This is a genomic window from Vibrio sp. NH-UV-68 (genome assembly GCF_042940635.1).
Taxonomy (GTDB): domain Bacteria; phylum Pseudomonadota; class Gammaproteobacteria; order Enterobacterales; family Vibrionaceae; genus Vibrio; species Vibrio pacinii.
This window is the reverse complement of record NZ_CP134975.1, coordinates 1,155,296-1,170,095: the sequence shown is the minus strand read 5'-3', so window position 1 is coordinate 1,170,095 and position 14,800 is coordinate 1,155,296. Positions and strand designations below refer to the sequence as shown.

13 protein-coding genes are annotated in these 14,800 nt (G+C 46.0%); 4 read left to right on the top strand and 9 right to left on the bottom strand.

The window, feature by feature from the left end; translation table 11 throughout:
* Positions 1–4: 4 nt before the first annotated feature.
* Both ViNHUV68_RS05465 and ViNHUV68_RS05460 read right to left on the bottom strand, forming a co-directional pair.
* On the bottom strand, positions 5–700 hold the full coding sequence (locus ViNHUV68_RS05465) for a TIGR01621 family pseudouridine synthase (RefSeq protein ID WP_391089756.1): 696 nt from the start codon (positions 698–700) through the stop codon (positions 5–7).
* A 150-nt stretch (positions 701–850) separates the two neighbouring features.
* A complete protein-coding gene (locus ViNHUV68_RS05460; protein ID WP_391089754.1) occupies positions 851–2,281 on the bottom strand; it encodes a sodium-dependent transporter in 1,431 nt (476 codons plus the stop codon).
* Between the two features lie 366 nt (positions 2,282–2,647).
* On the opposite strand from ViNHUV68_RS05460, the gene cls reads away from it, so the two are divergent.
* The 4 genes from cls to ViNHUV68_RS05440 all read left to right on the top strand — a co-directional run bounded on the left by cls (position 2,648) and on the right by ViNHUV68_RS05440 (position 7,399).
* Positions 2,648–4,102 (top strand): cardiolipin synthase, encoded by a 1,455-nt coding sequence (gene cls / locus ViNHUV68_RS05455; protein WP_038174466.1) that lies wholly within the window; start codon positions 2,648–2,650, stop codon positions 4,100–4,102.
* Between the two features lie 67 nt (positions 4,103–4,169).
* Positions 4,170–5,375 (top strand): cystathionine beta-lyase, encoded by a 1,206-nt coding sequence (locus tag ViNHUV68_RS05450; protein ID WP_038174468.1) that lies wholly within the window; start codon positions 4,170–4,172, stop codon positions 5,373–5,375.
* Positions 5,376–5,616: 241 nt separating this feature from the next.
* Positions 5,617–6,516 carry an alpha/beta fold hydrolase gene (locus ViNHUV68_RS05445; RefSeq protein WP_391090272.1) on the top strand — a complete coding sequence of 300 codons (900 nt, stop codon included), beginning with the start codon at positions 5,617–5,619 and terminating at the stop codon, positions 6,514–6,516.
* 10 nt (positions 6,517–6,526) lie between these two features.
* Positions 6,527–7,399, top strand: coding sequence for a lipase secretion chaperone (locus tag ViNHUV68_RS05440; protein WP_391089751.1), 873 nt, complete (start codon positions 6,527–6,529; stop codon positions 7,397–7,399).
* On the opposite strand, the gene ViNHUV68_RS05435 is transcribed toward ViNHUV68_RS05440, so the two are convergent.
* The 7 genes from ViNHUV68_RS05435 to pspA all read right to left on the bottom strand — a co-directional run bounded on the left by ViNHUV68_RS05435 (position 7,396) and on the right by pspA (position 14,756).
* The gene (locus ViNHUV68_RS05435) at positions 7,396–7,959 is read right to left on the bottom strand and encodes a DNA-3-methyladenine glycosylase I (RefSeq protein ID WP_391089749.1); all 564 of its coding nucleotides are present in this window, start codon (positions 7,957–7,959) and stop codon (positions 7,396–7,398) included. The genes ViNHUV68_RS05440 and ViNHUV68_RS05435 overlap by 4 nt on opposite strands.
* A gap of 60 nt (positions 7,960–8,019) precedes the next feature.
* Positions 8,020–11,121 (bottom strand): efflux RND transporter permease subunit, encoded by a 3,102-nt coding sequence (locus ViNHUV68_RS05430; RefSeq protein ID WP_038174472.1) that lies wholly within the window; start codon positions 11,119–11,121, stop codon positions 8,020–8,022.
* A complete protein-coding gene (locus ViNHUV68_RS05425) occupies positions 11,114–12,202 on the bottom strand; it encodes an efflux RND transporter periplasmic adaptor subunit (RefSeq protein ID WP_391089746.1) in 1,089 nt (362 codons plus the stop codon). Before ViNHUV68_RS05425 ends, ViNHUV68_RS05430 begins: the two co-directional genes overlap by 8 nt.
* 1 nt (position 12,203) lies before the next feature.
* The gene (locus tag ViNHUV68_RS05420; RefSeq protein ID WP_038174474.1) at positions 12,204–13,235 is read right to left on the bottom strand and encodes an efflux RND transporter periplasmic adaptor subunit; all 1,032 of its coding nucleotides are present in this window, start codon (positions 13,233–13,235) and stop codon (positions 12,204–12,206) included.
* Positions 13,236–13,375: 140 nt separating this feature from the next.
* Positions 13,376–13,765, bottom strand: a complete 390-nt coding sequence (pspC, locus tag ViNHUV68_RS05415) for an envelope stress response membrane protein PspC (protein WP_038174475.1) — start codon at positions 13,763–13,765, stop codon at positions 13,376–13,378.
* A complete protein-coding gene (pspB, locus tag ViNHUV68_RS05410; protein WP_038174476.1) occupies positions 13,758–13,991 on the bottom strand; it encodes an envelope stress response membrane protein PspB in 234 nt (77 codons plus the stop codon). The genes pspC and pspB overlap by 8 nt, the downstream gene beginning before the upstream one ends.
* 96 nt (positions 13,992–14,087) lie before the next feature.
* Positions 14,088–14,756: a phage shock protein PspA gene (pspA, locus tag ViNHUV68_RS05405; RefSeq protein ID WP_038174477.1), complete on the bottom strand. Its 669-nt coding sequence runs from the start codon at positions 14,754–14,756 to the stop codon at positions 14,088–14,090.
* Between the last annotated feature and the right edge of the window lie 44 nt (positions 14,757–14,800).

The window sequence follows — 14,800 nt, the reverse complement described above, 5'->3', positions numbered from 1 at the left end:
GCGTCTATTTGTTTATCGTCGGCCATGATAACTCCCATGGTTTAAGCCAGGTTTCAATGCTCTGACTGGTATTTTCTTGATGCCATTTTTCGCCCAGATCAGCATAGTTGCGAGGATCACAAACAAAACAGTACTCTTGTTGCTGATATTGAAAACGCAGCACGAAGGCGTGTAGGTAACCACGATCGGCAATATTTGACGGGTTATAAATCGGATCGCCTACAATCGCAGAGCCCACCGACTTCAGTGCGACTCGTATTTGATGAGTCTTGCCAGTATGGGGCTTACATAAAAAAAGCCTCTCTCCCGGCTCGGATGCCAAAGAGAAAAACTGTGTCACAGCAGGATTGTCATGAGAGTTGATAAGCTTCCAAGCAGAGCGGCGAGAGCGTTGCATATCGCCACTCACTAGCCCTTGCTTTTTCTTCGGTTTTTTACTGCCGATCGCCAGATAAAACTTGGCGACCTGCCGCTTGGCAAACTGCTCGCTCAATTCTCGCGCTGCTTTGTTATTGCGACCAAGTAACAAAATTCCCGAGGTCATTTTATCTAAGCGATGAATCAAATAAAGCTGCTGATCGCCGCTCTCTTTGGCGACTTCCTGCAGCAACATCGTTTCGCCATCATCTTTGTGTACTGAAACATTAGGATGTTTATTAATGACCAAAAAATCGCGGTGAGTGTATAAAATATCAAACATTGGCATGGCTCCGTTTCGGAGGCAAGAGTATACCGTTTCTCACGCTGAAAACCAGTTCACGCTGAGGGCAACTCAGCAAAATACATCTTACTAGCGCCCATAAAAAAGCCTCCAACGAAGGAGGCTTTCGGTAACATTTTACTTGGCGAATTATAGCTTCTTAGAGAAGATACCCGCTAAAGCGATAATGCCGATACCCAGTAACATGATTTCGCCTTTACCGCTGTCGAAACCAGACTTGATCCCCATAAAGGCAACAATTGCGATTGCCACAGGAATGATGTACTTAACTAGGCTGTACCATAGACCAAAGAGTGGGAAAGAAACTTGACCATCGTTGGTCACTTCTTTCTCAAGCTCAGAGCGAGATAGACGCCAGCCAGCAAAAATACATACCAACATACCGCCAACAGCTAGGAAGATCTTATCCGTCAGTAGGTCGAAGATATCAAATGCACCAGTACCAAATAAGGTAGGGCCAACACCGCCAAGCGATAGAGAAGCAAACACACACAGTGATGCCATCACAGCGCTAGCACTGATAACTGCTGTCGAACGCTTAAGACCTTTCTCATCAATTAAGTAAGAGACCACCACTTCCAACAGTGACACTGAAGAGGTCAACGCCGCTACTGTCAAACCGATGAAGAACATCAGAGCCAATAGTAGACCAATAACGCCACCCATCTCAGCAAACAGTTGTGGAACCACTACGAAGACGAGACCTGGGCCTGCCGCAGGCTCCATGCCAAATGCGAACATTGCAGGGAACATTGCCACACCAGCAAGGATAGCGACACCGGTATCCATTGCCGTCACCATACCCGTCGTTTGGACTAGGTTCTCTTTCTTCTTCAGGTAAGAACCGTAGGTCATCATACAACCCATACCAAGCGAGAGAGAGAAGAAGGCTTGGCCAAGCGCGGCTAGAACCACGTTGCTGTCAACTTTAGAGAAATCCGGCATGAATAGGAATTCTAAACCTGCCATCGCGCCCGGAAGCATCAAACCCTTGACTGATACCACGATCAGGATCAAGAACAGCAGTGGCATTAGGATCTTACCCGCTTTTTCGATACCGCCTGAAATACCTTTCATAACGATAGCGATGTTAAGCATCAAGTAAATACCCATCCACATCAGTGGTTGAACTGGATCAGAGATAAAGCCGCCAAAGCTATCACCAATCGCTTCAGGGGTACTTAATAAACCGCCGCCCACTTTGAAGATATAAGCGAGAGCCCAACCACCTACCACTGGGTAAAAACCCATAATCAGTAGGCCACTGAGAACCCCCATCACACCAGTAAATGTCCAACGACGATCGGTCGATTTAAAGGCACCTACTGCTGATAGACCTGTCTTACGACCAATAGCGAACTCTGTCAACATCACGCTAAAGCCGATAAAAATTACAAAAATGAGGTAGATTGCAACGAACGCGCCGCCGCCACTTTCACCTGCTGTGTAAGGAAATTTCCATATATTGCCCAAACCAACAGCAGAACCTGCTGCGGCCATAACGAAGCCTAATTTAGACCCCCACGTATCACGGGGCTGTGCACTTGTACTTGTAGCCACGGTTACTCCATTAAATCGTTTTTTTAAGTTGTGTTTGCTTCTGTTAGGCGTCTAAAAAATGTGCGTATAATTATTTTTACACTTAATAGAATTATCAACGACGCTAACGTTATGGCAAGTAAACCAGTTTAGGATTAAAATTGGAAGCCCATTTAGTGCATTTTCCCACCACAAATGTAATTATTATGTTTAAATGCTGCTTTTTTGGCCTTTAACATCCACTATACACCATCATTTACATTCCTATAACATTATTGTTCTTTTTGCAGACAATTGCACTTACTGACCTTGTTCTTACAAATCATGCTTGTTCTCACCCTCTCTCGGTTCTAAGATTGAGGAGCATATTTTTATCTAGGTTACTGAATGGAAAAGTTTTATCACTTTCTAACACTGGCAAGCATTGGTTTTTACTGGATACTGGTCGCTGGGGTGACTATTCGCGTAGTGCTCAAACGACGGGCTGTTAGCGTATCTTTAGCTTGGCTGATGATCATCTACATCATCCCGATCGTCGGTGTCGCTTGCTACTTCTTGTTTGGTGAACTGAATCTTGGCCGAACCCGAGCAGAGCGCGCCAAAGAGATGCTCGCACCATTTGCGGAGTGGTTTTCCAACCTAAATGATTGCAACGCGCACTCACCCGAAAGCTTTGGTCGGCATATTTATCGCATTGATGAGCTGTGTAACAACCGTTTAGGTTTACCGGCACTGTCCGGTAATTCATTGTCACTGCAAAACTCACCTGAACAAATTCTCCACTCAATCATTCAAGATATCGAAAATGCTCAATCGAGTATTCGCATGGTCTTTTATATTTGGCACCCAGGCGGGCTTGCGGATTCCGTTGCATCCGCCCTTATTCAAGCCTCTAAAAGAGGTGTCAACGTTAAGTTATTACTCGACTCCGCTGGCAGCCCGCGCTTTTTTCGCAGTGAATGGTACAAAATGATGCGCGGCGCGGGTATTGAAGTGGTGCAAGCGCTGGAAGTAAGTCCATTGCGTATTTTTCTGCGTAGGCTCGATCTGCGCCAGCATCGAAAAATCATTGTGATTGATGAAGAAATTGCCTATACCGGCTCAATGAATATGGTTGATCCTGCCTACTTCAAGCAAAACTCAGGTGTGGGTCAGTGGATTGATATCATGGTACGGATCACAGGACCGACGGTGAACGTACTCTCGGCCATTCACTGCTGGGATTGGGAGGTCGAGACGGGCTCGCGCACTTTTCCTAAATTGCCAGAGTGTCAGATTGAAACCAATCAACCTAAACAGCCAGTACAGGTGGTTCCATCAGGACCAGGAATGCCTGAGCACCTTATTTCTCAGGTATTGACCTTAGCGATCAATCAAGCCAACCACTCGGTACGCATCACGACACCGTACTTTGTACCAAGTTCTGACTTATTGGAAACCTTAAAGATGACCGCCCAGCGGGGAATCGAGGTTGAATTGATCATTCCGCACAAAAATGACTCCATGATGGTTCAATGGGCATCACGCGCTTTTTACAGTGAACTACTCACTGCAGGAGTAAAAATCTATGAATTCTATGGTGGTCTGCTACACACTAAATCGGTGGTGATCGACAAAGAATTTTGCCTAGTCGGCACGGTTAATATGGATATGCGCAGTCTGTGGCTCAATTTTGAACTGACATTGGCGATTGACGACCCAGCATTTACCAAAGAGATGTATTGGCTACAGCAAAGTTATATTGATCAAGCCCACCCTGTCGAGCTAGCTCAATGGAAACAACGCACCATCTTTTCACGCTTCTTCGAGCGAGTCTTCTATCTATTTAATCCACTGCTGTGATCCCTCTTGCTATTGACGCGTTGCCATGTTTTAAATAAGGCAACGCGTTATTAGATAAGGACTTCCAATGTCACAAAGTAAGCAAACTAAGTATGTCACCGCAGGTCGCGACAAAAAGTGGACTAACGGTGTGGTTAACCCACCCGTGCAAAGAGCCTCAACCGTGGTTTTCGATACCGTGGCAGAAAAGCATCACGCCACCGTCAATCGTGCCAATAAAACGCTCTTTTATGGTCGCCGTGGCACCCATACTCATTTTGCCTTCCAAGACGCCATGACTGAAGTTGAAGGTGGCGCTGGCTGTGCCCTTTACCCTTGTGGTACTGCGGCTATTTCAAATGCTATTTTGGCCTTTGTTGAAAGTGGCGATCACGTATTGATGGTCGATACGTGCTATGAACCTACCCGTGATTTTTGCGAAATCATGCTGAAAAAAATCGGCGTGGAGACGACTTATTACGACCCAACGATCGGTGAAGGCATCCGCGAGCTGATTCAAGACAATACCAAAGTGCTGTTTCTTGAATCTCCGGGGTCAATTACCATGGAAGTTCAAGATGTCCCAACCTTAGCCAGTATCGCTCATGAACATGATATTATCGTCATGCTAGATAACACTTGGGCGGCCGGCGTGAACTTTTCCCCATTTGATCACGGAGTCGATATCTCGATACAAGCAGCAACCAAATACATTGTCGGTCACTCTGATGTCATGCTTGGCACCGCGGTGGCAAGTGAACCTTATTGGGAGCAATTACGCGAGCAAAGTTATTTAATGGGTCAGTGCGTCTCACCAGACGACGCTTACCTTGGCTTGCGTGGGATTCGAACCCTCGATGTGCGCTTACGTCAGCATGCAGAAAGCAGTCTCAAGATCGCTCAATGGCTACAGAGCCGTCCAGAAGTTGACCATGTCCGTCATCCTGCTCTTGAAACGTGTCCCGGTCATGAGTTTTTTGTCCGTGACTTTACTGGTGGTAATGGCTTGTTTTCGTTCGTACTTAAAACCAGTTATCCACGTGCAACTACCGCTTTGTTAGACAGCATGCAACATTTCAGTATGGGTTATTCTTGGGGGGGATTCGAGAGTTTGATTTTGGCTAACGAACCAAAAAGCTTCACAAGTCTTCGTACTGTCGCCAATCCAAACTTTGATGGAACCCTAATTCGCTTACATATCGGCCTAGAAAACGTTGACGATCTGATCGCTGACCTCAAAGCGGGCCTAGAGCGATATAATGCCGTGATGCTAGAAAAACCCGTTAGCGTTTAACAAAGCTTATAAATCATCAGCCTCGCCTCGCGAGGCTGTTATTGCCACAACTCGCACACCTCATTCATGTTCATGTTCAATATTGCTGTTGAATTTTGACACAAACTCATAATTTAACATCTTATTAACACTTGCTATTTCTTATCTCTCCCTTTTTCTTCTAGTTTTTAACTCTCAACAAGAGGTCTAACCAGAGGAACCTGCTTTGAAACTCACCTACTCACTTATACTTAGCTGTACACTGCTTTTGGCCCAGCCTTTTGTGGCGCTTCAGGCCCACGCTGGTAATTATACGCAAACCCAACACCCGATTGTGTTAGTTCATGGCTTATTTGGTTTTGATAAGCTCGCAGGAGTCGATTATTTCTATGGTATCCCTCATGCGCTTACCAAGGATGGAGCAACGGTCTATGTCGCTCAGGTATCTGGAACCAACAGTAGCGAAGTGCGCGGCGAGCAACTGCTATCGCAAGTAGAAACAATACTCGCAGCCACCGGTGAGGAAAAAGTCAACTTGATTGGGCATAGTCATGGTGGGCCGACAGCGCGTTATGTGGCCTCTGTCAGACCTGATCTCGTCGCGTCAGTAACGAGCATCGGCGGAGTGCATAAAGGCTCTAAGCTCGCCGACTTAGTGCGAACCAATGTTCGTGAAGGCTCTGGGCTAGAAGCGCTCGGTGTCAAACTTGCCGACGGACTCACTTCATTAATTAACCTGCTCTCTGGCGGCCAAGGCTTAGAACAAGATGCTTTGGCATCCCTTGACGCTCTAACCACTCAAGGCTCATTGGCGTTTAATCAACATTACCCTGAAGGTGTGCCAGCCAGTACCTGTGGTGATGGCGATTGGCTCGCAAGTAATGGGGTTTATTATTACTCATGGACGGGAGCCGCTACGTTTACCAATTTACTTGATCCAACCGATGGAGCCATGACAGTGCTAGGATTGGCTTTTGATGAGCCTAATGATGGCCTAGTCGGCACATGCAGTACCCATTTAGGTAAGGTGATTCGCGATGACTATCGCATGAATCATCTTGATGAGATTAATGGTCTACTCGGCATTCACCACTTGTTTGAAACGGATCCGGTCACCTTGTATCGACAGCACGCTAATCGCTTAAAGCTGCAAGGCTTGTAGAGCGTTGATAATGAAAAAGATCGCATTGGTTAGCCTAGTGATTGCGCTGAGTGTTTACTTCAGTGCGATCGCTTTCTTTACTGAAGAAACACTTATCTCTGACCCCATCACACTTGCACCCTCTCAGCATGATATCGAACCCGATACCAGTTCTGAGAAATCTTTTTATGACTACGCATTGTCAAGCCTTGGTGAACGCAATATTGAACAAATACAACAGCATGTCAGTCAACAAGCCAACAACAATGACATGGTTTCCATTACACCCGAGCTATTTACGCTTTATTTAGACTATAAAAGTGCTTTGATGCAACTTGACCCATTGCCCTCTGACTCAATTAACGCGCTTGCACTTGAGCAGTTGGATATTGGTATCCTGACACTGCAACGCCAATTTTTTACTCCGCAACAAATAGCCTTATTGTTTACCGATGAGAACCATTTACGCCAATTGGCGATTGAAAAAGCGTGGGCGGCTGAGAGCAGTTTGAGTAATGAACAGCAACAGCAACTGCTAGAAGATAAGCTATTAACAATGCCCGACTACATTCAACGGGCCGAAAGCAATACTCAACTGTTAACTCAGTTAAATCGTTTACCTGAACACAACATTCAACAGCGTTATACCACCAGCATCGAATTAGTCGGCCAACAAGGCGCTGAACGTTTAGCGGCTCTTGATAAACAGCGCGCAACATTCCAAACCGAGCTGACTCACTACCTGGCGATCAGGCAACAATTACTAACCAGTGCATCAATCACGGATCCATCACTTCAAGTTCAGTTAAACGAGCTTAGACAGCAACACTTCGCCACTAAACAACTCAAGCGTGTGGAAGCATTGGAGCGACTTTACGACCAAGGTTTACTCGAGACACCTTAAGGTGACTTTTTAGGGCATGTCACTAAGTGGTCATCAACCATCCCGACTGCTTGCATAAAAGCGTAACAGATGGTTTCGCCGACAAACTTAAAGCCGTTTTTCTTAAGGAACTTGCTCATCGCCTTTGACTGCTCAGTTGAGGTCGGCACATCACTCATCTTTGACCAATGATTGATCACAGGCTTATGATCAACAAACTGCCACAACGCCTTGGATAAGCTGCCATATTCCTCGATTAACGCCTGCGCTGCACGCGCATTACTAAACACAGAGGCAATCTTACCTTTGTGTTTGACCACATCAAAACTCTCAATAATAGGCATAACCTGCGACTCATCGTACGTGGCTAACTTGGCTAAATCATACCCTTCGAACGCCGCGTGATAACCCGCTCTTTTTTTGAGAATGGTGATCCAACTCAACCCTGCTTGAGCTCCTTCAAGGGTGATAAACTCAAATAACACCTTATCATCATATACAGGCACTCCCCACTCGCTATCATGGTAGCTGCGCTCTAATGGATGATTCATTGCCCATGCACAAGTGTGGTCTTGGCTCATACTGACTCTCCTGAAAAAACGCCCCCGACAAAGTCAGAGGCGTAATCGTAGTAACTTGATTTAATTAGGTACTTTCACTTTGTGAAATAGACCATACAACACAGGCACGACAATAAGTGTCAGGACAGTAGCAAAGCCAAGACCAAACATGATTGTCACCGCCATCGGTTTAAAGAAGATATCGGGTAATAGTGGCACCATACCCAACACCGTCGTAATCGCCGCCATACAAACAGGTCGCACACGGCTGAGCGCGGCATCCACAACGGCTATATAAGGATCTTTGCCAGAGTGCATTTCTATTTCAATCTGATCGAGTAACACGATGCCGTTTTTAAGTAACATCCCCGATAAGCTTAAGAAACCCAACAGCGCCATAAAGCCAAATGGCGTATCTAAGACCAATAATCCCGTCGTCACACCAATAATCGCTAAAGGCACGGTAAGCCAGACAATGATTGGCTCTTTAACCGAATTAAACAGAAACACAGTTACTAGGAACATAAACAAGTAACCCATCGGCATGGTGGTAAACAGAGATTCTTGAGCGTCACTAGACGACTCATACTCTCCGCCCCACTCCAATGAATAACCTGGTGGAAGTTCTATCGCCTCTATCAATGGCATCAAGCGTTTTTGCAGTGTCGCTGCGGTTTCTTCACCGAGAATATCCGGATCCGCCATAATAGTCAGTGTACGTTTACGGTTCTTACGCACAATAATCGGGTCTTCCCAACGTAAGTCGTAACCTAAGGTAATTTGTTGCAGCGGAATGTATTCACTTAATGCCGGGCTCCAGATCTTCATTCCTTCAATGTTACGAATATCAATTCGCTCATCTTCAGGCAATCGCGCCACGATCGGCATTAAGGTGGTACCATCACGATAGACACCCACGGTTTTGCCCGAGAAAGACATGGCTAAGAACTCGTCGACATCGGATTTAGTGATGCCGTAACGTCGAGCTTGGCTCTCGTTAAATTGAGGCTCTAAGATCTTAGTACGCTCGCGCCAGTCGTGACGAATATTGGTCGCGCCTGGGTCTGCATGCATAATATCTTCCACTTGGCGCGCAATACCACGCAGCACCGTAGGGTCCGAGCCTATGACTCGAGCTTCGATTTTTGCTCCACCACCTGGACCGAGTTCAATCTTTTTCAGCTTGTAATTTAACTCAGGAAAGCCCTGTTCTAGGTGCTGCCTGAAATCACTCATTAAACGATCCAATTGCTCATAATTGGTCACTCGGGTCGTGATTTCACCATAGGCGGCGTAGCTTTTCTCTGGCGCGTAAGTCAGCATAAAGCGTTGCAAGCCTTTACCAGCCGTTGTGGTGATATGTTCAACGCCGTCTTGATCAGACAACCAAGACGCCAGCGCTTTAAGCTTGGTGTTGGTCGCGCGAATATCGGTTCCCTCAGGCAACCAGATATCCGTTTGAAAAATCGGCGTTGTTGACGAAGGGAAGAAAGACTGTTTGACTTGAGTAAAGCCACCAATACTGGCAGCTAAGCCTAAAACTAATACAATCACAGTCAGCCAAGCGCGCTTCATGCAAAACTCTAGGAAGTTCTTGTAGACAACAAAGATCATCCCGTTGTAAGGATCGCTCTCTTCACCAGTTTGCTTAAACTTTTGTCCTTTAAAGAAAATATCGGCAAAAAACGGGGTAAGCGAGATTGCGGTAAACCAGCTAAGCATTAAAGAGATCAGCAGCACAGTAAATAAAGTGCCACAATATTCACCTGTCGCATCTTCAGACAGACCAATTGGCGCAAAGGCAGTCACCGCAATCACCGTTGCCCCCAAAAGCGGCCATTTGGTTTGCGTAACAATGTCAGTTGCCGCTTGCATCCTAGTACGGCCTTTCTGGGTACCTATCAATATGCCTTCGACCACCACAATGGCATTGTCTACCAACATACCTAGCGCAATAACCAATGCGCCCAACGATATACGCTGCAAATCGATGGCAAAATACTTCATGAAAATGAAGGTACCCAACACGGTAAGCAGTAAGATGAGCCCGATCAATAGCCCAGAACGTAAACCCATAAAAAACAGTAATACGATAATCACAATCGCAACCGCTTGAGCTAAGCTGACAACAAAGCCACTGACGGATTTGTCGACCTCTTTTGGCTGACTGTAGATTTCTGCAATATCAACACCCACTGGCTGCTGATACTTCAACTCGGCAAGACGTCGATCAAATCGCTTGCCGACTTCGACTACGTTCACGCCTTGCGCGAACGACACGCCCATATTCAAGGTCAGCTTGCCATTGAAAGTGATGATGTTGCTCGGTACTTCAACGTAGCCACGCTTGATTTCTGCCACATCTTTTAAATAGATCAGTCCTTGAGCACCACTCTCAGTAATGATTAAATCACCCAGTTTATCGACGCTTTGGAACTCGCCTGTTGGGTGGATACGTATGTATTCATCACCAATTCGAATCGCTCCGGCACTCGATACTACGTTTTGTGTCGACAGCAAATTAAACACCGTTTGCGGCGCAAGCCCTAAACTACTCAAGCGTTTCATCGAAATTTCAATGAACACTTGCTCTTGCTGCTGCCCAGAAACTGACACTTTACTGACGCCATCAACGAGTTCAAGTTCACGGCGCAAGTAATCCACATAATCGAGCAACTCTTTGTAGCTGTAGCCCTGCCCCGTGACCGCAAGCAAAATACCGTACACATCGCCAAAATCATCAATAACTTGTGGCGAGTTGACTCCCGGAGGCAGCTGACCTTTAAGGTCATTGACCTTCCTACGCAGCTCATCCCATATCTGGGGAAGATCATCTGGCCCGAAATTGTTTTTCATCGTAACGGTGATTTGCGACAGACCCCGACTTGAAATCGAGTTGACTTCATCGACATAGGTCAACTGTTGAATCGCTTTCTCTATTGGGTAGGTAACCTCCTCTTCTACCTGTTGAGGTGTCGCACCAGGATAAGAGGTGACCACCATGGCATCTTTGATAGTAAACGCTGGATCTTCTAGTTGCCCTAATCCAAAAAATGCCGCAGTACCACCAATCAAGAAAATCAGTGAAATCATCCAACTAATCACGCGGTTGCGGATGAAATAAGCCGCTATGCCGGTAATGTTGTCATCACTTTGAGGCGAATTGGTCTGTTGCTCACTCATTGTCTGCCTCCTGGTTTACGATTTGCACTTTCATTCCTTCCCTTAGCGGTGAGATTCCGGCAATCACGATTTTCTGATCTGGCTTTAAGCCATCCAGTATCTGCACTACATTTTGACTCACATTGCCAGTCACGACTTTTCGCTTGGACACCGTATTGTCGGGATTAACCAGCCAGACGAACTTGTTTTCTCGCTCGATTGATGCGCCGTCATCGTTAAATAACGCCCCAACTGGTACTTGTACACCTTGCGTGAAATTGATGTCGGCTTGGCCACCTTTCGCTGTAACCTCGACCGCCATACCGTCCAGAATAAACTCTTGCTCTGGCATTGGCAGTGACAGCGTTACAGTGAAAGTACCTGTCGCAGGGTCTGGTTCGGTGGTGTATTCCTTGACGGTAGCTGGGTACACGTTACCGCTTGGCACTTTAACAAAGGTCTCGAGAGCTTCCATCTCTTGATGGCTGGGCTGACTAGTGTATAAGCGATCGGGCAGTTGGATAAGTACTTCGACGTTCTCAATACTATGGATATTGACCACTTGCTGGCCAACTTGAATGTTTTCAAATTGATCAACGCTGACGCGAGAAATAATGCCATCGACTGGGGCATAAAGCTTGGTAAATGAGAGACGCAACTTCGATAGCTCAAGTTCAGCAAGCGCAATTTGTCGATTGGCATCAATCTCATCAAATTGAGATTTGGCTAACAGACCTTTATCAACCAAAGGTTTAGAGCGCTTAAATTGACTGTCTACGACACTAAAGCGCGCCGCGGCATTATCGACCTGAAGACGATAGTCAGTTGGGTCTATCTCAGCAATAAGAGTGCCTTTGGTTAAGCGTTGACCTTCTTTCACATAGATATTGTTGATCTCTCCTGCGACACGAAAGCTAAGGTGTGAACGTTCCGCCGCATTCGCAACGGCAGGGAAGTAGAGTTTGTCTAACCTTTCTTCGCTGTTAGAAAGATCAACAACTTTGACTTTTGGCAAACCAAAGTCGATGTAGTCAGGCTCTCCGCCACAACCCACGATAAGCGCCACAGTCGAGAGAGCGCAGAGTTTAAACCATTGCTTCATTTTACAATCCTCGCTCTTTGATCCACTCTCGCACTTTGATTCCCGGCTCGATACCTTCAACGCCAGAGATGATAATTTGGTCACCCTCTTCTAAGCCGCTACTCACCTCTCCTTTCTCATTAAGAGTTATCTGCGCTTTACTGACCATTCCTTGTAAATCAACACGCCAAACGTAATAAGCACCATCTTGCTCCATTAATGCTGATGGCGGTATCTTAGTTGCACCCGTTGATTCAACAGTCACATTGACCGTTCCTGCCATGCCAGGCAAGATCCCCACATCATTCGGTCTTTCCATGATCATCGTCACTTTATAAGAACCAGTCTTTGGATCAGCTTCTGTATCGACTTCTTGAAATAACAGCTCATATTGATGATTCGGAAAGGCATCAAACGTCATCATTGCGGTTAAGTTAACCCCGCGAGAAAAACGATTCAAAAGATGGTCAGGAAGCAAAAACATGATTTTCATCAATTGGTTGGTTTGAATGTTCATCACCCCTTGCTTGGCGGCGATGTACTCATAATTTTCCGCCGGGATTAACGATATCGTGCCATCATACGGCGCAACTAATTGTGTGTATTTCAGGTTCGCCTGAGCTTGCTCAAGCGTGGCTTTAGCGGAATTATGATTGGCTTTCGCTTGGTCAAAATCTTGCTCTGACACAACTTTATCTGCGCGCAACTTTGTATAGCGTTGATATTGGACATCGGCTAAGCGAAATTGTGCTTCGGCTTGTTTGGCTAGCAGTGAATACTCATCAGGATTGAGCTTCGCCAATACCTCTCCCTTTTGAACCTGTTGACCAGCAAGTACTTCAATAGACTGCATTTGACCAGGCACACGAAAAGCCAAAATAACTTTATCTCCGGCTTCTGAATTCGCAGGAAAGCTGCGTTGAAATTGTGAATTGCCGAGGGAAACCGTAAACAGTTTGGCAGGACGCGAGTCAGGCTCAGGGACGGGAGGAAGTTCCTTGCCACAACCGCTCAGAGCGGCGCTTGTGGCAAGTAACAAGGCCAGTTTGTACATAGTGATTCATCCAATGGTAATGATTAGTTACAACATAGATGAATGGGCTCAGGAGTTCCACTAAACGTACGACAAATTAGTATGCAAATTAGTCATTTGCCCTTGTTCTGAGTGAAAAGTCGCATTTTTAGAACCAGCGATTATAGTGATTTAAACTCTCGGTCAACCTTAAACCTGTCCGACGTAACGTACGCCTCTAGATCACGGACTTGTCCCTCTAACTGATGAAAGTCTTTTTCTATCGTGTTAAGCAGTGAATCTGGCGTTTGACCTTGCTGCCATGGTTTGTTCTTTAGTTTATGCTCCTGCTGCACTTTAATCGACTCAACATAATTGGCTGGTTGTTTTTCAATCATTAATGTCATCGCCGCATACGTCAACAAGACTAAAAAACTGCCGCCAAGCAGAAATGCCGAGATGAACAAGATACGTACCAACCACACCTCTATCGCAAAATAGTTAGCCAACCCGGCGCAAACCCCGGAAATCTTGCCATTAATGGGGTCACGGTACAGCTCTGTTCTATTCATAGCGTCGCCTCCATGTCGGTGTTTCTGCATCTAAAATACGTTCTAAGGTGTCGACTCGCTGTTGCATCTGTTCTGCTTTTTTCGATAAAGACTCTAACCGCTCTAGATCATCTTGCGACAGGCCTGTACTGGCGTGCTTTTTACTTCGATAGTGCAAAAACACCCACAGCGGCGCGACGAAAATCATAAAGACACTCAACGGAACGGCGATAAGAAATGAGGACATATTTGACTCCTTTAACAGACAGATAGCCATGCTCCCCGCAAGCTATCTGCCCAACTAAACTAACAAAAATTAGTGACCAACAACTGACCCAAATGGTTATTTCTTATCTTCCATTTGTTGTTTTAGTTTTGCTAGTTCTTTTTCAATTTCATCTTGTGCTTGTAAGTCAGCAAACTCTTGATCCAGTGACTTTGCATTACCGCTCTGAGCATAGACATCGGCTTCCGCTTCCATTTCATCAATTTTACGCGAGTATTGCTCAAACTTCGCCATCGCTTCACTGGTACGAGAAGTATGTAAGTGCTTTTGCACATCACGACGATTAGACGCACTTTGACCACGAATCGCTAAAGCTTGTTGCTTGGCACGAGTCTCGGTAATTTTGGTTTCTAACTTACCAATTTCTCCGGTCAACTTATCGATCGTCTCTTCAACTAGCGTTTGTTCGGTGTGCAGCCCTTTGAGCATATCTTGCAGCTTTTGCTTCTCGATTAATGCCGAGCGAGCCAGATCTTCACGCTGCTTGGTCAGTGCTAATGTCGCTTTTTGCTGCCATTCATCAATCGCGTGTTCGATTGACTCAACTTTGCGCGCCAACTCTTTCTTGTCTGCAATCGCTTTTGCTGAATTGGTCCGCACCTCGACCAAGGTGTCTTCCATTTCCTGAATAATAAGACGAATCATTTTTTCAGGATCTTCGGCTTTGTCCAAGAGAGCACTGATGTTTGAATTTACGATATCTGCGAATCGAGAGAAAATACCCATAGTGAGGCTCCTTTGTTGCTTCCCCGAGGGTGGACACTTCCCCC

Coding starts and splice junctions, on each gene's coding strand:
- ViNHUV68_RS05435 (WP_391089749.1), bottom strand. CDS start 7,959: ATGAGCCAAGACCACACTTGTGCATGGGCAATGAATCATCCATTAGAG.
- pspB (WP_038174476.1), bottom strand. CDS start 13,991: ATGTCCTCATTTCTTATCGCCGTTCCGTTGAGTGTCTTTATGATTTTC.
- cls (WP_038174466.1), top strand. CDS start 2,648: ATGGAAAAGTTTTATCACTTTCTAACACTGGCAAGCATTGGTTTTTAC.
- ViNHUV68_RS05450 (WP_038174468.1), top strand. CDS start 4,170: ATGTCACAAAGTAAGCAAACTAAGTATGTCACCGCAGGTCGCGACAAA.
- pspA (WP_038174477.1), bottom strand. CDS start 14,756: ATGGGTATTTTCTCTCGATTCGCAGATATCGTAAATTCAAACATCAGT.
- ViNHUV68_RS05420 (WP_038174474.1), bottom strand. CDS start 13,235: ATGTACAAACTGGCCTTGTTACTTGCCACAAGCGCCGCTCTGAGCGGT.
- ViNHUV68_RS05465 (WP_391089756.1), bottom strand. CDS start 700: ATGTTTGATATTTTATACACTCACCGCGATTTTTTGGTCATTAATAAA.
- pspC (WP_038174475.1), bottom strand. CDS start 13,765: ATGAATAGAACAGAGCTGTACCGTGACCCCATTAATGGCAAGATTTCC.
- ViNHUV68_RS05440 (WP_391089751.1), top strand. CDS start 6,527: ATGAAAAAGATCGCATTGGTTAGCCTAGTGATTGCGCTGAGTGTTTAC.
- ViNHUV68_RS05430 (WP_038174472.1), bottom strand. CDS start 11,121: ATGAGTGAGCAACAGACCAATTCGCCTCAAAGTGATGACAACATTACC.
- ViNHUV68_RS05425 (WP_391089746.1), bottom strand. CDS start 12,202: ATGAAGCAATGGTTTAAACTCTGCGCTCTCTCGACTGTGGCGCTTATC.